This is a genomic window from Streptomyces sp. NPDC057616 (genome assembly GCF_042800575.1).
Taxonomy (GTDB): domain Bacteria; phylum Actinomycetota; class Actinomycetes; order Streptomycetales; family Streptomycetaceae; genus Streptomyces.
This window is the reverse complement of the sequence record NZ_JBHVGU010000019.1, coordinates 26,069-46,708: the sequence shown is the minus strand read 5'-3', so window position 1 is coordinate 46,708 and position 20,640 is coordinate 26,069. Positions and strand designations below refer to the sequence as shown.

18 protein-coding genes are annotated in these 20,640 nt (G+C 72.7%); 12 read left to right on the top strand and 6 right to left on the bottom strand.

Going from position 1 to position 20,640, the window contains the following annotated elements:
- Positions 1 to 9: 9 nt before the first annotated feature.
- Complete coding sequence (allB, locus tag ACFU97_RS24010; protein ID WP_384259904.1) at positions 10 to 1,350, bottom strand: allantoinase AllB; 1,341 nt, start codon at positions 1,348 to 1,350, stop codon at positions 10 to 12.
- A 253-nt stretch (positions 1,351 to 1,603) separates the two neighbouring features.
- Here allB and ACFU97_RS24005 point away from each other — a divergent pair, with 253 nt between their 5' ends.
- Complete coding sequence (locus tag ACFU97_RS24005; protein WP_384259900.1) at positions 1,604 to 2,401, top strand: IclR family transcriptional regulator; 798 nt, start codon at positions 1,604 to 1,606, stop codon at positions 2,399 to 2,401.
- Between the two features lie 74 nt (positions 2,402 to 2,475).
- On the opposite strand, the gene ACFU97_RS24000 is transcribed toward ACFU97_RS24005, so the two are convergent.
- Positions 2,476 to 2,763, bottom strand: a complete 288-nt coding sequence (locus tag ACFU97_RS24000; protein WP_384260213.1) for a DUF5955 family protein — start codon at positions 2,761 to 2,763, stop codon at positions 2,476 to 2,478.
- A 213-nt stretch (positions 2,764 to 2,976) separates the two neighbouring features.
- Between ACFU97_RS24000 and ACFU97_RS23995 the strand changes: the two genes are divergently transcribed.
- Positions 2,977 to 3,576, top strand: coding sequence for an NTP transferase domain-containing protein (locus ACFU97_RS23995; protein WP_384259897.1), 600 nt, complete (start codon positions 2,977 to 2,979; stop codon positions 3,574 to 3,576).
- 184 nt (positions 3,577 to 3,760) lie between these two features.
- Positions 3,761 to 5,386, top strand: a complete 1,626-nt coding sequence (aceB, locus tag ACFU97_RS23990; RefSeq protein ID WP_384259894.1) for a malate synthase A — start codon at positions 3,761 to 3,763, stop codon at positions 5,384 to 5,386.
- Between the two features lie 43 nt (positions 5,387 to 5,429).
- Here the strand turns inward: aceB and ACFU97_RS23985 are convergent, their stop codons facing one another.
- Together ACFU97_RS23985 and ACFU97_RS23980 are read right to left on the bottom strand one after the other, a co-directional pair.
- Complete coding sequence (locus ACFU97_RS23985) at positions 5,430 to 6,335, bottom strand: HipA family kinase (protein WP_384259892.1); 906 nt, start codon at positions 6,333 to 6,335, stop codon at positions 5,430 to 5,432.
- A 15-nt stretch (positions 6,336 to 6,350) separates the two neighbouring features.
- Positions 6,351 to 7,865: an IucA/IucC family protein gene (locus ACFU97_RS23980; protein ID WP_384259889.1), complete on the bottom strand. Its 1,515-nt coding sequence runs from the start codon at positions 7,863 to 7,865 to the stop codon at positions 6,351 to 6,353.
- Positions 7,866 to 7,958: 93 nt separating this feature from the next.
- Between ACFU97_RS23980 and ACFU97_RS23975 the strand changes: the two genes are divergently transcribed.
- From ACFU97_RS23975 to ACFU97_RS23965, 3 genes are read left to right on the top strand one after another with little or no spacing between them, the layout of a single operon-like run.
- A complete protein-coding gene (locus ACFU97_RS23975; protein WP_384259887.1) occupies positions 7,959 to 9,488 on the top strand; it encodes an IucA/IucC family protein in 1,530 nt (509 codons plus the stop codon).
- Between the two features lie 45 nt (positions 9,489 to 9,533).
- On the top strand, positions 9,534 to 10,796 hold the full coding sequence (locus ACFU97_RS23970; protein ID WP_384259884.1) for a VWA domain-containing protein: 1,263 nt from the start codon (positions 9,534 to 9,536) through the stop codon (positions 10,794 to 10,796).
- Positions 10,796 to 11,605 carry a hypothetical protein gene (locus tag ACFU97_RS23965; protein WP_384259882.1) on the top strand — a complete coding sequence of 270 codons (810 nt, stop codon included), beginning with the start codon at positions 10,796 to 10,798 and terminating at the stop codon, positions 11,603 to 11,605. The genes ACFU97_RS23970 and ACFU97_RS23965 overlap by 1 nt, the downstream gene beginning before the upstream one ends.
- Before the next feature lie 112 nt (positions 11,606 to 11,717).
- On the opposite strand, the gene ACFU97_RS23960 is transcribed toward ACFU97_RS23965, so the two are convergent.
- A complete protein-coding gene (locus ACFU97_RS23960; protein WP_384259880.1) occupies positions 11,718 to 12,344 on the bottom strand; it encodes a winged helix-turn-helix transcriptional regulator in 627 nt (208 codons plus the stop codon).
- Positions 12,345 to 12,426: 82 nt separating this feature from the next.
- On the opposite strand from ACFU97_RS23960, the gene ACFU97_RS23955 reads away from it, so the two are divergent.
- The 4 genes from ACFU97_RS23955 to ACFU97_RS23940 all read left to right on the top strand — a co-directional run bounded on the left by ACFU97_RS23955 (position 12,427) and on the right by ACFU97_RS23940 (position 15,451).
- Positions 12,427 to 13,635 carry a pyridoxal phosphate-dependent aminotransferase gene (locus ACFU97_RS23955; protein ID WP_384259877.1) on the top strand — a complete coding sequence of 403 codons (1,209 nt, stop codon included), beginning with the start codon at positions 12,427 to 12,429 and terminating at the stop codon, positions 13,633 to 13,635.
- Between the two features lie 43 nt (positions 13,636 to 13,678).
- Positions 13,679 to 14,278, top strand: a complete 600-nt coding sequence (locus ACFU97_RS23950; RefSeq protein ID WP_384259875.1) for a histidine phosphatase family protein — start codon at positions 13,679 to 13,681, stop codon at positions 14,276 to 14,278.
- Positions 14,279 to 14,328: 50 nt separating this feature from the next.
- A complete protein-coding gene (locus tag ACFU97_RS23945) occupies positions 14,329 to 14,964 on the top strand; it encodes a hypothetical protein (RefSeq protein ID WP_384259873.1) in 636 nt (211 codons plus the stop codon).
- Between the two features lie 64 nt (positions 14,965 to 15,028).
- Positions 15,029 to 15,451 (top strand): acyl-CoA thioesterase, encoded by a 423-nt coding sequence (locus ACFU97_RS23940; protein ID WP_384259870.1) that lies wholly within the window; start codon positions 15,029 to 15,031, stop codon positions 15,449 to 15,451.
- Positions 15,452 to 15,487: 36 nt separating this feature from the next.
- On the opposite strand, the gene ACFU97_RS23935 is transcribed toward ACFU97_RS23940, so the two are convergent.
- Positions 15,488 to 15,889, bottom strand: a complete 402-nt coding sequence (locus tag ACFU97_RS23935; RefSeq protein ID WP_384259867.1) for a winged helix-turn-helix transcriptional regulator — start codon at positions 15,887 to 15,889, stop codon at positions 15,488 to 15,490.
- 111 nt (positions 15,890 to 16,000) lie between these two features.
- Here ACFU97_RS23935 and ACFU97_RS23930 point away from each other — a divergent pair, with 111 nt between their 5' ends.
- Both ACFU97_RS23930 and ACFU97_RS23925 read left to right on the top strand, forming a co-directional pair.
- Complete coding sequence (locus ACFU97_RS23930; protein WP_384259865.1) at positions 16,001 to 17,428, top strand: DHA2 family efflux MFS transporter permease subunit; 1,428 nt, start codon at positions 16,001 to 16,003, stop codon at positions 17,426 to 17,428.
- 138 nt (positions 17,429 to 17,566) lie between these two features.
- Entirely contained in the window at positions 17,567 to 20,590 is a 3,024-nt protein-coding gene (locus ACFU97_RS23925) for a glycosyl hydrolase (RefSeq protein WP_384259863.1), read from the top strand.
- The last annotated feature ends 50 nt before the right edge of the window (positions 20,591 to 20,640 follow it).

The following is a 20,640-nucleotide window of genomic DNA, read 5'->3' as shown; positions in this document are numbered from 1 at the left end:
GCGGGTGGATCAGGGGGTGCGGGTGAGCAGCCGGCCCTTCGGCCCGGTGAACTCGCCGCCGGCGACGATGCGTTCGCCGTGCAGCCAGGTGGACTTCACGACGCCGTGCAGCGTCTTGCCCGCGTACGCCGTCACGCGGTTGCGGTGCTGGAGGGCCGCCGGGTCGACGGTGAAGGTCTCCTCGGGCGCGAGGACCGCGAAGTCGGCGTCGCGGCCCGCCTCGATGGCGCCCTTGCGGGTGTCCAGGCCCACCAGTTCGGCCGTGCGCGACGACATCCAGCGGACCACGTCCTCCAGGCCGTGACCGCGCTTGCGGGCCTCGGTCCACACGGCCGCGAGGCTCAACTGGAGGCCGGAGATGCCGCCCCAGGCGGTCGCGAAGTCGGGCGTCTTGAGGTCGGCCGTGGAGGGCGAGTGGTCGGTGACCACGCAGTCGACGGTGCCGTCGGCCAGCGCCTGCCACAGCAGGTCCTGGTTGGCGGCCTCGCGGATGGGCGGGCAGCACTTGAACTCGCTCGCGCCGTCCGGGACTTCCTCGGCGGTGAGGGTGAGGTAGTGCGGGCAGGTCTCGACGGTGATGCGCACGCCCTCCGCCCGCGCCCGGGCGATCAGCGGGAGCGCGTCGGACGACGACAGGTGCAGCACGTGCACGCGCGCGTCGAACCGCTTGGCCTGCGCGATCAGCTGGGCGATCGCCGTGTCCTCGGCGTCGCGCGGGCGGCTGGCGAGGAAGTCGGCGTACTTGGGGCCGCCGTGCTGCGGGGCGGCGTCCAGGTGGTGCGGATCCTCGGCGTGCACGATCAGCAGGCCGCCGAAGGAGGCGATCTCCGCCAGGGACTGCGCGAGCCGGTCCTGGTCGAGGTGCGGGAACTCGTCCACGCCCGACGGGGACAGGAACGCCTTGAAGCCGAAGACCCCGGCCTCGTGCAGCGGGCGCAGGTCCTTGACGTTGTCCGGCAGGGCGCCGCCCCAGAAGCCGACGTCGATGTGCGCCTTGTCGGCGGCGACCTTCTGCTTCGTGTGGAGGTGGTCGACCGTCGTCGTCGGCGGCAGGGAGTTGAGCGGCATGTCCACGAGGGTGGTGATGCCGCCGGCCGCCGCCGCGCGCGTGGCGGTCCAGAAGCCCTCCCACTCGGTGCGGCCGGGGTCGTTGACGTGCACGTGCGTGTCGACCAGGCCGGGCAGCAGGACGTCGTCGCCGAGGTCCTCCAGGCGGGCGCCGGACGGTACGGCGGCGTCATGGGGAAGGACGGCCGCGATCTTCCCGCCGGCGACCGCCACGGAGGCGGCGCGCGTCCCCTCGGGCGTGATGACGCGCGTCGAGCGCAGCACCAGTTCTACGTCGGACACCCGAACCCCTCTCAGCCGCCGTGAGGTACTTCCACGGAACGGATTTCAACGTTCTGTTGAAGGAGTCTTCACTCCCGGTTCCGAGCCGTCAAGGGCACACTTCTTCAGAGTGCGCCTTCCCCGCCGACTCTGGACGTTTCCACAAGGCGGAATTAGAATTCCGGCAAGCAGAACGTAGCTACGCACAACCGGGGAGTCAACCGACTGCCGGGTAGGCTTCAGCGACTCCCGCCAGTCCCGAAAGGAACGCGCCGTGCCGACGTCCAGCGCCAGCACCACCGACTCCGCCAGGTCCAACGGCGGCGGGGTCCAGTCACTCGAGCGCGCCTTCGACCTGCTCGAGCGGATGGCCGACGCGGGCGGCGAGGTGGGCCTGAGCGAGCTGTCCGCGAGCAGCGGGCTTCCGCTGCCGACCATCCACCGCCTGATGCGCACCCTCGTGGCCTGCGGCTACGTCCGCCAGCAGCCCAACCGCCGGTACGCCCTCGGCCCGCGCCTGATCCGCCTCGGCGAGTCCGCGTCCCGCCTGCTCGGCACCTGGGCCCGCCCCTATCTGGCCCGCCTGGTCGAGGAGACCGGCGAGACGGCGAACATGGCGCTGCTCGACGGGGACGAGATCGTCTACGTCGCCCAGGTGCCGTCCAAGCACTCGATGCGCATGTTCACCGAGGTCGGCCGGCGGGTCCTGCCGCACTCCACGGGCGTCGGCAAGGCCCTGCTCGCGAACACCCCGGACGACGAGGTGCGCGCCCTGCTCCGGCGCACCGGCATGCCCGCCGCGACGGAGAAGACGATCACCACCCCGGAGGGCTTCCTGGCCGCCCTGGAGGACGTGCGCCGGGCCGGTTACGCGGTCGACGACAACGAGCAGGAGATCGGCGTCCGGTGCCTCGCGGTCTCCGTGCCCAACTCCCCCACAGCCGCCGCCATTTCGATCTCGGGCCCGGCGGGCCGGGTCACCGAGGCGGCGACGGACACGATCGTCCCCGTGCTCCAGCAGGTGGCGTCGGAGCTCTCGGAGGCCCTGGCCAGCTCGGGGCCGGCCGCCTGACGCCCATTCCGCACGGGTTCCGGGACAGTCCCTGGCGCCCCGGCCGAGCAAATGTTCCCGTAGAGCAAATTCCGTCAGCCGCGCGGCGGGTCCCCGAACAGGTCCACCGCGTCGCGCACGTCCGACAGCCCCGGGGCCAGCGCGCTGACGGAGCCGATCGCGCCGGCGATCAGCAGCAGCGAGCGGCGCAGGCGGCGGATCTCCGGGGTGCCCCCCGCCGTCATCGCGGCGAGGGCGGCGAGCTCGTCCTCCGCGATGCCGCGGTCGGGGAACTCGGCCGGGTGGGCGGCGAGTTCGCGACGCAGCCGGGACACGGCGGTCCGCAGTCCGGCCACCCTCGGGTCCTCGTCGCTGCCGATCACTGACCTCTGCCTCAAGCTCCGCAACCCAGCACTCCCCCTCGCACGCCCTTGTGCGCAGTCACGCGTGATCCCGCCGAACACCCCGGGACACTGGTCGGGTGCCAGGGGCCGCGGGTCAGTAAACGCCACCCGATGCGGCCTCCGCCACAGTGCGGACGGAAATTCAGCCCTCGGAAACCGGGCACTCGCCCCGGCGTCAGGTATGCAGAACACATGACGGAGAACGAAGACCGGATCGCCGGGCTGCTGCTCGCGGCGGGTGGCGGTCGGCGGCTCGGCGGACGGCCCAAGGCGCTGCTGGAACACCGCGGGCGGCTGCTCGTCGAACACGCGGTCGGTGTGCTGCGCGCGGCCGGCTGCTCCCGCGTCCATGTGGTGCTGGGGGCGCGGGCCGACGCCGTACGGGAGCGGGCCGACCTGGAGGGGTGCGTACTCGTGGAGAACCCGGAGTGGGAGCAGGGCATGGGGTCCTCGCTGCGGGCCGGGCTGGACTCGCTCGCGGCGACGGGGGCGCGGGCCGCCGTCGTCTCGCTCGTCGACCAGCCGGGGATCGGGCCCGAGGCGTTCGGCCGGGTGCTGGCCGCCTGCCGGGACGAGACCTCACTGGTGTCGGCGGCCTACGACGGCGTGCGCGGGCACCCCGTCCTGTTCGGCCGCGCCCACTGGGCGGGCATCGCCGAGACCGCGACGGGGGACCGCGGGGCCCGGGCCTACCTCAAGGAGCACGCCGCGGCGATCACGCTCGTCGAGTGCGGGGACGTGGCGCGGCCGTACGACATCGACACGGCGGCCGATCTGGTCCACCTTGAGTGAACGGGATGGCACTGAGCGCCACCTTCCCTCGATCCAGAGAATCTCGACATCAACAAACCATTGAAGTTCCACGATGAGGAAACTAGTATCCACTGTTCAGAAGCGCCCTACCGCTCCAGGGGCGTGCCTCGCCGTACCCGGTTCGACTGGCACCCGGTGCCACCGCTGAAGGAAGTGACAGCTCATGTCCGCACCAGCGCCGTCCCCGCTGGCCATCGTCGACGCCGAACCCCTGCCCCGGCAGGAGGAGGTCCTCACCGACGCGGCCCTCGCCTTCGTGGCCGAGCTGCACCGGCGGTTCACGCCGCGCCGTGACGAACTCCTCGCCCGCCGGGCGGAGCGCCGCGCCGAGATCGCCCGCACCTCCACGCTCGACTTCCTTCCGGAGACCGCCGCGATCCGCGCGGACGACTCCTGGAGGGTGGCTCCCTCCCCCGCGGCGCTGAACGACCGCCGGGTCGAGATCACCGGTCCCACCGACCGCAAGATGACCATCAACGCCCTCAACTCCGGTGCCAGGGTGTGGCTCGCGGACTTCGAGGACGCCTCCGCGCCGACCTGGGAGAACGTCGTCACCGGTCAGGCCAACCTGATCGACGCCTACACCCGCACCATCGACTTCACCGACCCCGCCTCCGGCAAGTCCTACGCGCTGCGCCCGGCCGAGGAGCTGGCGACGGTCGTGATGCGCCCCCGCGGCTGGCACCTGAACGAGCGTCACCTCGTCGACGCCGACGGCACCCAGGTTCCCGGTGCCTTCGTCGACTTCGGCCTCTACTTCTTCCACAACGCGAAGCGCCTGCTGGACCTCGGCAAGGGCCCGTACTTCTACCTGCCGAAGACGGAGTCGCACCTCGAGGCCCGCCTGTGGAACGAGGTCTTCGTCTTCGCGCAGGACTACGTCGGCGTCCCGCAGGGCACCATCCGTGCCACCGTCCTGATCGAGACGATCACGGCCGCGTACGAGATGGACGAGATCCTCTACGAACTCCGCGACCACGCCTCGGGGTTGAACGCCGGACGCTGGGACTACCTGTTCTCCATCGTGAAGAACTTCCGGGACGGCGGCGCCAAGTTCGTCCTCCCGGACCGCAACGCGGTCACGATGACCGCCCCGTTCATGCGGGCGTACACCGAACTCCTCGTCCGCACCTGCCACAAGCGCGGCGCGCACGCGATCGGCGGCATGGCCGCCTTCATCCCCTCGCGCCGGGACGCCGAGGTCAACAAGGTCGCCTTCGAGAAGGTCCGCGCCGACAAGGACCGTGAGGCGAACGACGGGTTCGACGGCTCCTGGGTCGCCCACCCCGACCTGGTGCCGATCGCCATGGAGTCCTTCGACAAGGTCCTGGGCGACCGGCCCAACCAGAAGGACCGGCTGCGCGAGGACGTCCACGTCGAGGCCGCCGACCTGATCGCCGTCGACTCGCTCGACGCGAAGCCGACCTACGCCGGTCTGGTCAACGCCGTTCAGGTGGGCACCCGTTACATCGAGGCCTGGCTGCGCGGCCTCGGCGCGGTCGCCATCTTCAACCTCATGGAGGACGCGGCCACCGCGGAGATCTCCCGCTCGCAGATCTGGCAGTGGATCAACGCGGGCGTCGAGTTCGAGAACGGCGAGAAGGCCACGCCGGAGCTGGCCCGCAAGGTCGCCGCCGAGGAACTGGACAACATCCGGGCGGAGATCGGCGAGGAGGCGTTCGCCGCCGGGCACTGGCAGCAGGCGCACGACCTGCTGCTGACGGTCGCCCTCGACGACGACTACGCGGACTTCCTGACGCTGCCGGCGTACCAGCAGCTCGAAGGCTGAGCCCTCCGAGGAGTCGGTAGGGACGTCCCTCGCCGGGCGTCCCTCATCCGAGGTGGGCCGACCAGTCCTGTTCCGCCGCCGGCTTGCCGTGCAGGTCGGGGACCCGCTTCAGCCAGGCCGGGCGGCCCTGCTGCGTCCTGGCCGCGCGAGCGGCCTCCTCGGCGGCGAGCTGGTCGCGGCCCGGGAAGTCGGTGGGCAGCCACTGGTCCGAGGCCCGCACCCGCGCCAGCAGATAGCCGACGTAGGCCTCGCGCATCTCGTCGGGCGTGCCGAAGTCGGTGAGCCAGGCGTCCGGGACCATGGCGAGGATCTCCCTCAGCAGCTCCTCGGTCACGCACGGCGCGAGTTCGGCGTCGGCCGCGCGGGTGTCCGGGCCGTACGCGCCGAGGGCGTGGTGGCGGAAGTCGTACGCCTTCTGCGGCGCCGAGGTGTCCCAGCGGTGGTGGAAGACGAGTGCGGCGCCGTGGTCGATCAGCCACAGGTGCGGGGGCACCGTGCCGAGCGTCGGCCACACCATCAGGTTGGAGCTGTGGACCGTGCGGTCGACGTTCACCGTCAGGGCGTCGAGCCACACGATCCGGCCCGCCTCCACGGGGTCGACCGGGAAGACCCCAGCGATCTCCGGCGTGAAGTCCTCGGCGCCCGGCAGGAAGTCCATGCCGAGGTTGATCCCGGCGCTGGCCGCGTGCAGGTCGCGCACCTCCTGGTGCGGCTCGTCGTCGGCGACCGCCGGGTCGAAGTGGACGAGCACCAGCTCGGGGAAGCGCAGTGCGAGGGCCCGGGCCAGTTCGCCCACGATCACCTCGGCTACCAGCGCCTTGCGGCCCTGTGCGGAGCCGGTGAACTTCACGACGTACGTGCCGAGGTCGTCGGCCTCGAAGACTCCGGGCACGGAGCCGCCCGACCGCAGGGGGGTCACGTATCGAACGGCAGTCACGTCGCGCAGCACATCCGCCAGGGTATGTCAGTGCTCCGGCAGCGGCCGGGCCAGCGGGTTGGGCAGCGGCAGATAGCGGGCGGCGGCGCCGTCCGCGCCGGTCCAGCGCAGCAGCAGGTTCGTCTTGCCGGGCAGGGTCGGCGCGGTGAGCAGGCCGGCGATCTCGGGCAGGTCGTGGCGGGCGAACGCGCGGCGGGCCGCGGGCCAGGGGTCGAGGCCGGGATGGTGTTCGGCCAGGACGGCGGCGACCTCGGTCAGGTGGTTGACGACCAGGGTGTACACGAGCCGCTCCCAGCCGGCCGCCCGGCCCACGTCCGCCAGCAGCTTCACGCCCTCGGCGTCCCGGAACAGCGCCTGCACGGGCAGCCCGTCGGCGTCGACGGCGACCAGCGTGTTCTGCAGATGCGCCTCCAGGACGACGCCGTGCCCGGCGAAGGCGGCCAGCGCCGGCGGCACGACCGCCCTCAGATACGCCTCCCACCAGGCGCCGGGGTCGGGTGCGCTCTGCAGCGGGCTGCCCGCGAAGCCCTCCACCAGGCCGGCGGCGAGCAACGGGATCGCACCGGGCAGCAGATGGCCGGCCAGTCCGTCGCGGACGAGGACGGCGAGCTCCTCGAAGGCGAAGGCGGCGGTGCGGTAGCCGCGATCGCTCAGCCAGGCGGCGGACCCGCCCGCGAACGCCCGGGCGGCCGCCGTGTCGGTCCGGCCGAGCTTCTCCAGGTCGTGCCGCCACAGCCGGCGGATGTCGTTGGTGATGCGCACGTCGAGGCTGAACTTCAGGAACAGGTCGCGATCAGGCGCGTACAGCGTGCGGATCGCGGCCGTCGGCCAGGCGTCGGAGGCGGTCGTGCCCAGCCGCAGCAGCCGCCCGTCCGCGAAGGCCTCCGCCAGGTCCCGGCCGACGAGGTCGAGCTGCCACGGGTGGGCGGGCAGCAGCCGGTAACCCGGCGGGGCCTGTCCCAGCGCGTCCAGCGCCGAGGTGTCGCCCTCCTCCACCACGAGGTCCTCGCGCACGCCCAGCAGCACCAGCGGGAAGCGGGCGTACGCCTCGGGCGCATAGGGCAGCCAGCCGGCCACCGGGCCGCCGCCGCGCGCCTTGGGGGCCGGATGGTGGGGGTGGCCGGTGACGAGGGACTGCTCGGAGCGCAGATACGGGTCCGCGGGCGCCTCGGCACGCGCGCGTGCGGCGAGCAGCGCGGCCACCGCCTCCCGGCTGTCGATCATCTCGGCGGGCAGGTCGTGGCTGGACAGGCCGGTGTGGCGGCGCAGTTCCTCGGCGGTCAGCTTGACCAGCTCGGTGTGGCCGAGGGGGTGCCAGCGGCCCGCCGTGAACACCTCGGGGAAGGCGGGCCGCCGGGTACCGCGGACGCGCAGCAGACGGGCCACGCCGGGCAGCCGGTACGTGTACAGGCCGCCGGCCTCGGCGACGGGCTCCGCCAGCTCGCGCAGCAGGCAGTTGAGCAGCGGTGCGGCCGCGTAGGCGTCGGCGCGGGCGGCTAGGCCGTCACCGTCCGGAGGGGGGATGAGATCCACGCGATCCACTCGTTCCGTGCAGTCCGTGAGGGCGGAGACGATCAGTATGGATGCCGTCGCACCCTGTCCGTGACGCCCTACTCGTACCCAAGGAGCCCGCCCGTGCACCGTCCCCATCCCGCGGAGGCCGAGGTCGCCGACGAGCTGGCCGAGGTCCGGCCGGACCTGCTGTCACGGTACGCGGCCGAGCTGCCGGGTGCCCGGGCGGCCGTGCTGACCCGGCTGTGGCGCGCCCTCGCGCACGAGCCGCTGCCGTGGGTCGCGGGCCGCGAGCGGGACCGCGAGGGGCTCACCCTGCGTCTCACGGACGGCCGCCGGCTGCACGGGCCGCCCGCGGACCCGTACGCGACCGCCGCGTACGTCACCGCCGTGCACCTGGACGATCTGGCCCACGACCATCCGGCGCGGCTGATGACCGGACTCGGTGTGCCGCACGGTGACGGGTTCGCGGCCGAACTCGGGCACAGCGTGGCGTCGTTGGCGCTCTCCCGGGCCGGACAGCCGGACGGCCCCGAGGACTGGCCCACCCTCGACTGGGAGTGGGAGCAGCGGGTGGTCGACGGGCATCCCTTCCACCCCAACTGCCGCTCCAGGCCCGGTTTCTCGGTCGGAGAGCAGCTGGCGTACGGGCCCGAGCACCGGCCGGTGGTGGAACTGGGGACGGTGCCGGTGCGCGCGGAGGACTGCCTGGTGACCGGTGCCTGGCCGGACGCGCTGCGGGACGGGGGGCGGCTGCTGCTGCCGGTGCATCCGTGGCAGGCGAAGCATGTGCTCAAGGGGCACGGCGGGGACGGCGCGGCCCGCGACCTGGTGTTCCCCGCGCACCCGCTGATGTCGCTGCGCACTCTCGCCGTGCCGGACGGCAGCCACGTCAAGACCGCGCTCAGCGCCCGGCTGACCTCCTCCGTACGGGACATCTCGGTCTACTCGGTGGGTCTGTCGGCCACCGTGTCGTCCTTCGCCGAGGAGGTGGCGGCGCGTACGGACGGTCTGCTGCACGTCACGCGCACACGGGGCGCGGCCACGGCCGGTTCACCCGACCTCGCGGCCGTGGTGCGGGAGTCGCCGCAGACGTACGCGGCGACGGACCGGGGCGAACGGGTCGTGCCGGTGGCCGCGCTGGCGACCACCGCGCTGCCCGAATCCCCCTCCTGGCTGGCCGACTTCACCCGTCTCGCCCTCACCGTCGGACTGGGCCTGCTGGAGCTGGGTGTGGCGCTGGAGGCGCACGGCCAGAACCTCCTGGTCGTGCTCTCCGCCACGGGTGCCCCGCTGCGGCTGGTGTACCGCGACCTCGCCGACATCCGGGTCGGCCCGGCACGGCTGGCCCGGCACGGCGTCCCGGTCCCGCAGCTGACCGGACGGATCGTCACGGACGACGAAACGGCCCTGCGGCGCAAGCTGTTCGGCTCGCTGGTGGCGGGGTCCCTCGCCGCCACGGCGGGTTCGGCGGCGGCGCTGGGCGCCGCGCTGGAGACGGTCGTACGGGATCTGCCGCGCACGCCCGACCTGGCCGCGCTGCTCGGCGGTCCGCTGCCCACGAAGGCCCTGACGCTCATGCGGATGTCGCCCGGGACACCCGGGGACCAGTGGGCCGAGCTGCCCAACCCCCTGCCGGATCGGTCCTGGTGACGTCCCGTTTTGGAGCCCGGCACCTCTGATCAATAAGATCCGCCGATGATCAGAACACAACGGCTGGCGGCAGGAGTGTGCGCCCTGCTCGCCGCCCTGGCGGCCGGGCTCGCGTTCCCGGCCGCGGCGAGCGCCGGCGAACCCACGGGCGAGGCCGCTCCGAAGGTCGACCTCGTCCTCGACGTCAGCGGCTCCATGCGCAGCCGGGACATCGACGGCGGGTCCCGGATGGCGGCGGCGAAGCAGGCGTTCAACGAGGTGCTGGACGCGACGCCCGAGGACGTCCAGCTCGGCATCCGCACGCTGGGCGCCAACTACCCGGGGGAGGACCGGAAGACGGGCTGCAAGGACACCGCGCAGCTCTACCCGGTCAGCACGCTGGACCGCACCGAGGCGAAGACCGCGGTGGCCACGCTCTCGCCCACCGGCTGGACCCCGATCGGCCCGGCCCTGCTGAAGGCGGCCGACGACCTCGGCACCGGCGCGGGCTCCAAGCGGATCGTGCTGATCAGCGACGGCGAGGACACCTGCGCGCCGCTGGACCCGTGCGAGGTGGCCCGCGAGATAGCGGCCAAGGGCATCGGCATGACGATCGACACCCTCGGCCTGGTCCCGAACACGAAACTGCGCAAGCAGCTCAGCTGCATCGCGGAGGCGACCGGCGGCACCTACACCTCGGTCCAGCACACCGACGAACTCACCGACAAGGTCAACCAGTTGGTGGACCGCGCGGCCGACCCGGTGGTGACGCCGGTGGCCACCGAGGGCGCCGCCCAGTGCGCCGACGCGCCCGCCCTGAAGTCCGGTCTGTACACCGACCGCGAGGAGTTCGGGCAGCAGCGCTGGTACAAGGTCGACGTACGACCCGGCCAGGAGCTGCGCGCCTCGGTGAGCGTCGCGGCCGACCGCGCCGTGAACCCCGGCCACGGCGTGCTGCTGCGGGCCGTCACGGCGCACGGGCGCGAGATCGTGCGCGGCGAGGCGGCGGGCAACGGCCGTACGGACGTGGCCTCCACGGGCCTGCGCTACCCGAAGGCGCAGAGCGACGACGAGGCTCCGGCCGAGACGGTGTGCCTTCAGGTCACCAACTCCTTCTCGGCCGCGTCCGGTGTGAAGACCACGCCGGGCCTGCCGGTCGAACTGACCGTGGACGTGGTCGACGGCCCGTCACAGGCGTCCGACGTGGCCTCCTTCGGCCTCGGCCGCGGCTGGTGGCTGCTCGGCGTGCTGGTGCTGACCGGCTTCCTCGCGGGTCTGGTCTGGGGCTGGGTGTCTCGCTGGCGGGTCGCGGTCTGGAGGACCAACTGATGCGGATCACACATGTGTTGAGCGCTGCCGCGCTGCTGTTCGGGCTGGCCGTCACACCGGCCGCCGCCGACTCCTCGCCGTCGCCGAGCGTGTCCGGCGACGACGCCGCGCCGACCGCGGCGGGTACGTCCTTCCGTACGGCGGCCGAGATCGACCAGGGCCAGCAGGCCACGGCGAGCGCCTCCACGGGCGACTACCTGTACTGGTCGTTCCCCGCCGACGCCGGCCAGCGCCCCACCGTCGAGGCGACGGTGAAGCTGCCGGACGCGCACGCGGCGCAGACCTGGCAGATCGACGTGTACGACGGCCTGCGCCGCCGCCAGGCCTGCCAGTACGGGGCGCAGACGCGCACCGCGGCGCAGGGCGCGGCCTCGGTCGACCTGGCCTGCACGCTGCGCACGGTGCGCTCCTGGTCCGAGGAGTGGGCCAACGACCCGCTGCCGGGCACGTACTACGTGCGGCTGACCGCGGTGAACCTGGCGACCGCCGACCTGGGGCAGCCGATCGGCGCCACGGTGCGGGTCGGCTCCAAGGACATCGGCGGCTCGGCCGCGGTCGACGGCTCGCTGGCGAAGCCGCTGGTGCCGGGGATCGCCGTCACCTCCGAGTCCGGGGAGGGCGAAAGGGATTCATCGAAGGCCGCGGTGCTGTCGGGCATCGAGCCGGACGACGGCTGGGCGTCCGGCTGGTGGTCCGACCGCTGGGTGTGGACCGCGGTGGGCGCGGCGCTGGCCGCGCTCGCGGGCATCGGCGGGTACGCGCTGACGCGGGGGTCGGGGCGTCCTTCCCGGATGCCGCCCGGGGCCTGACGGTCTCTCAGAAGATCCTGGGGATCGGCAAAAGGCCCGCCGCACTCGGTACGGCGGGCCTTTCTCACGCCTCCCGCAGCTCACACCTCCCGCAGCTCACACCTCCCGCGGCTCACACCTCCCGCAGCGCCTTCGCCAAGGTGCCCTCGCCCGTCACAGTGACGCGGCCGTCCCGTACCGCGTCCGTGAGGGCCAGCTCGCCGCGGCCCAGCGCCGCGCAGGTCCCGGCGTCCAGGACCAGCCGCGCGTCGGGCTCGCGGGGAGCGAGCCCGTCGCCGTACACCGGACCGTCCGCGGCACCGACGTGCAGATGGAAGTCGCCTTCCTCCAGCCGGACTTCGACGAGCCCCTCGCCCTCCAGCGAGCGCAGCAGCGGGAGCGCGAACCAGTGGGCGCGCAGGGCGTCCGTCGCCCGCCGCTCCCCCAGCTCGGCCTCGCCCCACGTCCCGAGCGCCTGCAGCACGGGCAGCAACTCCTGCCCCCGGAGGGTGAGTTCGTAGACGTAGGCCGCGCCCGGCGGCGGCAGCCGGCGTCTGGTCGCGAGGCCGTCGCGCTCCATGTCCTTGAGCCGGGAGGCGAGGACGTCCGTGCTCACGCCCGGCAGGTCCGCGTGCAGATCGGTGTAGCGGCGGGGCCCGGCCAGCAGCTCACGGACGATCAGCAGGGTCCAGCGGTCGCCGACCAGGTCGAGGGCGCGGGCCGCGGAACAGTACTGGTCGTAGCTTCGGCGTCGTGACATGCGACGCAGTCTAGACATGTCATTGGACTTTCCAAGCACCCACTTGGTAAAACCAAGCAACACCAGATACCGGAGGGGCGCAATGGAGTTCCGGCAGTCGAACAAGCTCAGCGAGGTCTGTTACGAGATCCGCGGCCCGGTGATCGAGCACGCCAACGCGCTGGAGGAGGCGGGCCACAGCGTGCTGCGCCTGAACACCGGCAACCCGGCCCTGTTCGGCTTCGAGGCGCCGGAGGAGATCCTCCAGGACATGATCCGGATGCTGCCGCAGGCGCACGGATACACGGACTCCCGCGGTGTCCTCTCCGCCCGCCGCGCGGTCGCCCAGCGCTACCAGGCCCTCGGCCTCCAGGTGGACGTCGACGACGTCTTCCTGGGCAACGGCGTCTCCGAACTGGTCTCCATGGCCGTGCAGGCGCTGGTCGAGGACGGCGACGAAATCCTCGTACCCGCACCCGACTTCCCGCTGTGGACCGCGGTGACGACCCTCGCCGGCGGCAAGGCGGTCCACTACCTGTGCGACGAGCAGGCCGAGTGGTACCCGGACCTGGCGGACATGGCGTCGAAGATCACGGACCGGACGAAGGCCGTGGTCATCATCAACCCGAACAACCCCACCGGCGCGGTCTACCCCAAGGAGGTCGTCGAGGGCATCCTCGACCTCGCCCGCCGCCACGGCCTGATGGTCTTCGCCGACGAGATCTACGACCAGGTCCTCTACGACGACGCCGTGCACCACTCGGCCGCGGCGCTCGCCCCCGACCTGGTCGTCCTGACCTTCTGCGGGCTGTCCAAGACCTACCGGGTGGCCGGCTTCCGTTCGGGCTGGCTGGTGGTGACCGGCCCCAAGCAGCACGCCCGCAGCTATCTGGAGGGCCTGACCATGCTGGCCTCCATGCGGCTGTGCGCCAACGCCCCGGCCCAGTACGCCATCCAGGCCGCGCTCGGCGGCCGCCAGTCCATCCGCGAACTGACCGCGCCCGGCGGCCGGTTGCACGAACAGCGGAACGTGGCCTGGGAGAAGCTCAACGAGATCCCCGGGGTCTCGTGCGTGAAGCCGAAGGGCGCGCTGTACGCCTTCCCTCGCATCGATCCCAAGGTCCACAAGATCCAGGACGACGAGAAGTTCGTCCTGGACCTGCTGCTGCGGGAGAAGATCCAGGTCGTCCAGGGCACCGGCTTCAACTGGCCCACCCCGGACCACTTCCGCATCCTCACCCTCCCGCACGCCGACGACCTGGAGGCGGCGATCGGCCGGATCGGCCGCTTCCTGAGCGGGTACCGGCAGTAGTGCGCGACGGGCGCCCGGACCGCCGGGCTCCTAGCCTGTTGGCATGAGCGACGTCTTTCTCGTCCGGCACGGTGAGACCGAGTGGTCGCGGTCCGGGCGGCACACCGGGTGGAGCGACGTCCCGCTGACCGAGCGCGGGCGCGAGGAGGCGCGGCGGCTGGTGCCGCTGATCCGGTCGCACCGGATCGGGGCGGCCTTCTGCAGCCCGTCGCAGCGGGCGCGGGAGACGGCGGAGCTGATCGGGCTCCAGGACGTGCGGATCGACGTGGACCTGCGGGAGTGGGACTACGGCGGCTACGAGGGCATCACCACCGTCGAGATCCAGCGCGAGCGGCCGGAGTGGTTCCTGTTCCGGGACGGGGTGGCGCCCGGGCCGCCCGAGCACCCCGGGGAGAGCCCCGAGCAGGTCGGCGAGCGTGCGGACCGGATGCTCGCGAAGGTGGACGCGGCGTTCGCGAACACCGAGGGGTGCGTGGTGCTCGTCGCCCACGGCCACTTCCTGCGGGTGCTGACGGCCCGGCGGCTGGGGCTGCCGCCGTCGGGCGGCGCCCTGTTCCAGCTGGCGACGGGCACGGTGTGCCGGCTGGGGACGGAGCACGGGCGGCCGGTGATCGCCGGGTGGAATGTCAGACCCTCGTCGTAGCCTTCGAAGCAGGTGGGAGCAGGACACCCAGCGCCGGGAAGGAGCACGCCGTGACGCCACCGCCCACCGCCGCGCAGCGGCGTGTGATCGACAACGCCGATCCCGTCACCGGGCGGCTGCGGGGCACGGAGTCGCAGCTTGCGGCCCTGGTGAAGCGGGGCCTCGCGTTCCGGCACCCGCGGCCGCCGCACGACCACTTCCTGACACCGGCCGGCCATCGGATACGGGAGACCGTCGATCGGCCGGCGCCGGCGGAGCCCGCGGCCCCCGCCGCCACTCCGGGCGTGTTCACCGCGCGCGTCGGCGGTGAGGAGCGGCCGCCGGAGAGCGGCCCGGCCCGTGCGCGGGAGGTGCACAGTGCCTGGCAGGGGCTGCTGGAGCTGCGCCGGATGACCCGTCCGGACGGGTCCGTGGAGCGGCCGTGCGGCTGGGAGCGCACCCATCTGGTGCAGGCCGCCGCACTCGCCCTGGAGGCGGCGGGCCACCGCCCGGCCGGGCCGGAGGGGACGGACGGCTACCGGGTGCGCGCGACCCCGCAGCCGGAGGCGGTCGCGGTGTACGAACCGGCGGACGCGGCGCGGCGGGCCTGCGCGGCGACGCTGGAGCGGGCCGGCTGGCAGGCCGGCGAGTACGCGGAGCCGCGCACCGGAACGCGCTATCTGCTGGCATCGCCCCTGAGGACGTGAGGCGCATGCCAAGATCAGTGATCGTTGCAGCAGGTGCGAGAACCCCGTACGAGAAGGGAACGCAGTGAGCGAGCCGTTTTCCGTCCCGGTGACCGTCCGCGGATACGAGACCGACGTCCAGGGCCACCTCAACCAGGCCGTCTACCTCAACTACGCGGAGCACGCCCGCTGGTCGCTGCTGCGCGCGGCGGGGATCGGGCAGGCGGAGCTGATAGGCACAGGCGTCGGGCCGGTGGCGCTGGAGACGACCATCCGCTACCGGCGGGAGCTGCTCGCGGGCGACGAGGTCGAGGTGACGTGCGCCTTCCTGTGGGGCGAGGGCAAGACGTTCCGCATGGAGCAGACGATCCGCAAGCCGGACGGCACGGTGGCGGCCGAGATCACCGCGGTCGGCGGCCTGATGGACCTCAAGGCGCGACGCCTGCTCCCCGACCCCCAGAAGTACTTCAAGGAACTGGCCACGGACCCGTCCCTGTTCGGCCTCTGACCGTCGGGGCCAGGCCCGAACTCCCGCCAACCGCCCTCACGCGTCCGTCAGTTCCGGCGCGTGTTCCTCGTCGTACGCCGCCCGCGACTCCGCGACGTAGACGCGGTTGCGTTCCGCCCAGTCGGTCAGGCGCTGCAGCGTCTCGTGCAACTCCAGGGCCACCGGGGTGAGTTCGTACTCCACCTTCGGCGGCACCGTCGGGTGGACGGTGCGGGTGACCAGGCCGTCGCGCTCCAGGTTGCGCAGGGTGAGCGTCAGCATGCGGCGGCTGATGCCCTCGATGCTGCGCTCCAACTCGGTGAAGCGGATGGGCCCGTGGGCGGCCGCGACCAGGATCTGGACGCTCCATTTGCCGGCCACCCTGTCAAGAACTTCGCGGACCGGGCACGCGTGCGCGTTCACGACCTGGACGGTTACACCGGTGTTCCTCTGGGACATCGGACTGCCTCCTTACCTCGCCCCCTCATGGTCACTCACGATGGTCTCCGTTACAAGTCGTGCACCAAGGACACGACTTGGATCCGTAGCGAACACGGAGGCCGTGCAGCCATGTCCACCCTGACCGAGTCCCCGGCGAGACAGCCGCAGCGGACGTACTCCCGATGGGCGTCCCTCGTCGTCCTGTGCGCGGGCGCGCTGATGACGATCCTGGACGGGTCCATCGTGACGGTGGCCATGCCGGCCGTCCAGAGCGACCTCGGCTTCAGCCGGGCCGGCCTCGCCTGGGTCGTGAACGCCTATCTGATCCCCTTCGGCGGCCTGCTCCTGCTGATCGGCCGGCTGGGCGACCTGCTGGGCCGCAAGCGGATGTTCACGGCCGGCCTCGCCGTCTTCACCGCCGCGTCCGTGCTGTGCGGGACGGCGAACAGCCAGGCCCTGCTGATCGCCGCGCGGGCCGTGCAGGGCGCCGGCGGAGCGATGGCCTCGGCGGTGGTGCTCGGCATGCTGGTGGCGCTGTTCCCCGAACCGCGCGAACAGGCCCGCGCCATCGCGGTGTTCAGCGCGGTCGGCTCGGTGGGCGCGACGCTCGGCACCTTCCTCGGCGGGGCGCTCACCCAGCTGCTGAGCTGGCACTGGATCTTCCTCATCAACCTGCCGATCGGCATCGCCGCCTGGCTGGCGGCGGTCCGGATCCTCGCGCCGGAGCGCGGCGCCGGCCTGCGCGACGGCGCCGACTACCCGGGCGCGGCCCTGGTCACCGGTGCGCTGATGCTGACGGTCTACGTCATCGTCGGCTCCGGCCAGCGCGGCACCACGACGACCCTGCTCCTCGCCCTGCTCGCCGCCGCCCTGTTCGCGTCGTTCGCCGTACGCCAGGCACGCACCGCCCGCCCGCTGCTGCGGCCGAGCCTGTTCCGCTCCCGGCTGCTCACCGGCGCCAACACCGTGCAGATCCTGATGATCGCGACGATGTACGGCTTCCAGTTCATCGGCGCGCTCTACCTCCAACGCGTCCTGGGGTACGACGAGTTGACGACCGGCTTCGCCTTCCTGCCGGCCCCCGTGGCGATCGGCCTCCTGATGATGACCCTCTCCGCGCGCTCGATCGGCCGCTTCGGGGCGTACCGGGTGCTGCTGGCCGGGCTCGTACTGATCGCGGGCGGCATGGCACTGCTGAGCCGGGCCCCCGCGCACGGCTCCTACGCCACCGACGTACTGCCGCCGATGCTGCTGCTGGCCGCCGGATTCGCCGCCGCCATGCCCCCGTTGACCCAGCTCGCCATGTCGGGCGCACGGGAGGAGGACGCGGGGCTGGCGTCCGGGCTCTTCAACACCACACAGGTGGTGGGCGGTTCACTCGGTCTTGCGGTGCTGAGCACGCTGGCGGCGACCCGTACCGACGGACTGCTCGGCCATGGCGCGGAGCTGGTCCCGGCCACGGCGGAGGGGTACCGGCTGGCGTTCCGGGTGGCGACGGCCGTGGCGGTGGCGGCCCTCGCCCTGGCGGCGACCGCACTGCGGACCCCGAAGAGCTGACGCGCGGCCTGGGCGGGTCTCCTTTGAATCGTTGTCGACCCTATTGACCTCCCTCACCGCACCGATTTACCGTTCCCGAGTTCATGGTGTTTGAAACGATTCAATACCCGCTCACCCGTGACCACTTGGGGCTGAACCATGCACGAAACCCACCCGCGCCGCAGCGGCATGAAACGGCGGTCCGTGCTCGCGGCCGGTCTGACGACCGGTGTTGTCGCGGCACTCGGCCCGGCGGCGAGCGCCGCCGCCTCCCCCGCGCGGACCGCCGCCTCGGCCGGCACCGCCCCCACGGCGAGCTGGTTCGCCGCTCCGGGCAGGGCGGTCCGGCCGAAGTTCCGCTGGTGGTGGCCGGACGGGCTGGTGGACCCGGCCGAGATCGCCCGGGAGATCGACCAGATGGCCGACGCGGGCTTCGGCGGCGCCGAGATCGCGGCCGTGCACCACAGCGTGACCGACACCTCCGTGCTGGACACCGCCCACCACGGGTGGGGCAGCGCCCCCTGGCGCGAGGGTGTGAAGGCGGCGCTGAGACAGGCCGCGAGACGCGGGCTGACCGTCGACCTCACGCTCGGCCCGAGCTGGCCGGTCGCGGTGCCGGGCGTCACCCCGGACGACGAGGCCGCGATCAAGGAACTCGCCTACGGCAAGGCCACGTTGGCCGGCGGCGCCGCCTTCGACGGCCCGGTGCCCGCCCCCGTCCACGACGCCGCCTCGGGCGTGACCGTGCAGAAGCTGTTCGCCGTGCAGGCGGCCCGCGTCAACACCGCCTACTCCAGCGGCAAGGCCACCGGCCTGGACGCCGACAGCGTCACCGACCTCACCGGCCGGGTGTCGGGCGGCAGCCTGAGCTGGACCCCGCCCGACTCGTCGACCTGGGTGATCCTTTCGTACTGGCAGCGCGGCTCGGGCCAGCAGCCCGAGGCGGGACCGCACTCCTCCCCCGCCGCCTACGTGGTCGACCACTTCAGCGCGGCCGGCACCGCCGCCGTCACCCGCTACTGGGACGCCACGATCCTCGACGCCACGCTGCGCAAGCTGCTGACGGTGGCGGGCTGCGCCTTCTTCGAGGACTCCGTGGAGCTGGAGACCAAGGGCCTGCAGTGGACGCCCGGACTGCCCGCCGCCTTCCGCGCGCACACCGGGCGCGACCTGCTGCCGTATCTGCCCGCCGTGATCCTCGACAGCAGCAACCAGGTCTTCGCCTTCGAGGCCCGGCTCACCCAGGAGATCCGGCACGACTTCTGGGAGACCGTCTCCGGCCTGTTCAACGAGCACCACCTCGGCGCGCTGAAGACGTGGGCCCACGGACACGGCATGAAGCTGCGCTCGCAGCCGTACGGCCTGCAGACCGACGCCATCGCCTCGGCCGCCCTGCTCGACATCCCCGAGGGCGAGTCGCTCGGCTTCAAGAACCTGGACGACTACCGCTGCCTGGCCGGCGGCCGCGACATGGCGGGCGGCCGCGTGCTGTCCTGCGAGTCGGGGGCCTACGCCGGCGGCGCCTACAACACCACCTGGGACAAGTTCCTGCGCACCATGGGCGGGGCGTACGCGGCGGGCGTCAACCAGACGGTGATCCACGGCTTCTCCTACGCCACCGCACCCGGCGTCAGCTGGCCCGGCTTCGCCGCGTTCAGCCCGTACAGCGGGGCGCCCGGGTACGGCGAGTCGTGGGGGCCGAGGCAGCCCACCTGGCACCATGTGGCCGACGTCGCGGGCTACATCGGCCGGATCCAGCAGGTGCTGCAGTCGGGCACCGCCCGCGCGGACGTCGCGGTCTTCCGGCAGACCGGCTACACCGCGACCGGCATCGGCGCGTCCTGGCTGACCTCGACCGGCGTCCCGCTCGGCTGGACCCACCAGTTCCTCAGCGGCCCGCTGCTCGACCTGCCCGCCGCCAAGGTGTCCGGCAAGCGGCTCGCCCCGGACGGCCCGGCCTACAAGGCCCTGTTCCTGGAGGGCGACTTCTTCTACGGCTCCACGCCCACGCTGGCCGTGGACGACGCCCGCAGGCTGCTGAAGTTCGCGCGCGCCGGGCTGCCCACCGTGCTGCTCGGCGCCTTCGACCAGGCCCTGACCCCGGGCGTCCCCGACGACGGCGAGACAGACGAAGTGCGGGCGCTGACCGCCCAGTTGCTGGCGCTGCCGAACGTCCGCAAGGTCACCGACAAGACGCTGGTGGGCGCGGCGTTCGCGGAGCTCGGCGTGACCCCCGACGTCACCCACGCGGTGTCCTCGACGCTCCTGAACGCCCACCGGGCCACCGACGACGGCGACTTCTACCACCTGTGCAACGGCAAGCACGCGGAGACCGTCAAGCCTCCCGTCGCCGCGATCGACCACGACGTGACGGTGCGCAGCACCGTACGCACCGGCGCGGCCACCGTGCCGTACCTGCTGGACCCGTGGTCGGGCCGGGTCACCCGGCTCGCCCGGTACACCCAGGACGGCGACGCGTTCACGTTCCGGGTGACGTTGCAGCCGGGCGAGACGACGGTGGTCGCGCTGGGCCGGCCGGGCCTGTTCGGGGACCGCGACGGCAGCCGTCCGCACGTCGTCGCGACCGACGCGGACGGCGCGCTGTTCGCGGACGGTTCGCCCGCCGTGCGCGCCTTCGCGGCCGGCACCTTCACCACCACGCTGTCGACCGGGCGCAAGGTCACCACGAAGGTCGCCGACGTGCCCGCGGCCGTCACGCCCGGCACCTGGGCGCTCTCGGTCGACGACTGGCGGCCCGGCGCCGACGCGACCGGCACCGAGGTGGTCCGGCACAGCCTCACCCTGGACACCCTGCTGCCCTGGTCGCAGATACCGGAGCTGGCCGACGCCGGCGGCATCGGCACCTACCGGACCACGGTCACCCTGCCGAAGACCTGGTCCTCGGCCGACGGGGCGCTGCTGCGGCTCGGCACCGTCACCGACACCTGCCGGGTCACGGTCAACGGCACCCGGCTCGATCCGGTCGACCGCGTCAACCCCGTGGTGGACCTCGGCGGCCGTCTGCGCAAGGGCGACAACACCATCGAGATCGAGGTGGCCGTACCGCTGTTCAACCGGCTGCGGGTCAGCAACCCCGCGGTGTTCGGCACGGCGGCCCGGCAGGCGTACGGCCTGGTCGGACCGGTGCAGTTGGTGCCGTACGTCCAGCGGAGCGTGGCCTGAGCGGCGGGCGGGCGGCACCCGCGCGACGTGCTGCCCGCCCGCCCCTCCTC

What these genes read in the sequence shown, in the direction of transcription:
- ACFU97_RS23995 (WP_384259897.1), top strand. Translation starts at nt 2,977, where the DNA reads ATGACGGAGAACGAAGACCGGATCGCCGGGCTGCTGCTCGCGGCGGGT.
- aceB (WP_384259894.1), top strand. Translation starts at nt 3,761, where the DNA reads ATGTCCGCACCAGCGCCGTCCCCGCTGGCCATCGTCGACGCCGAACCC.
- ACFU97_RS23970 (WP_384259884.1), top strand. Translation starts at nt 9,534, where the DNA reads ATGATCAGAACACAACGGCTGGCGGCAGGAGTGTGCGCCCTGCTCGCC.
- ACFU97_RS23965 (WP_384259882.1), top strand. Translation starts at nt 10,796, where the DNA reads ATGCGGATCACACATGTGTTGAGCGCTGCCGCGCTGCTGTTCGGGCTG.
- ACFU97_RS23960 (WP_384259880.1), bottom strand. Translation starts at nt 12,344, where the DNA reads ATGTCACGACGCCGAAGCTACGACCAGTACTGTTCCGCGGCCCGCGCC.
- ACFU97_RS23955 (WP_384259877.1), top strand. Translation starts at nt 12,427, where the DNA reads ATGGAGTTCCGGCAGTCGAACAAGCTCAGCGAGGTCTGTTACGAGATC.
- ACFU97_RS23950 (WP_384259875.1), top strand. Translation starts at nt 13,679, where the DNA reads ATGAGCGACGTCTTTCTCGTCCGGCACGGTGAGACCGAGTGGTCGCGG.
- ACFU97_RS23935 (WP_384259867.1), bottom strand. Translation starts at nt 15,889, where the DNA reads ATGTCCCAGAGGAACACCGGTGTAACCGTCCAGGTCGTGAACGCGCAC.
- ACFU97_RS23930 (WP_384259865.1), top strand. Translation starts at nt 16,001, where the DNA reads ATGTCCACCCTGACCGAGTCCCCGGCGAGACAGCCGCAGCGGACGTAC.
- ACFU97_RS23925 (WP_384259863.1), top strand. Translation starts at nt 17,567, where the DNA reads ATGCACGAAACCCACCCGCGCCGCAGCGGCATGAAACGGCGGTCCGTG.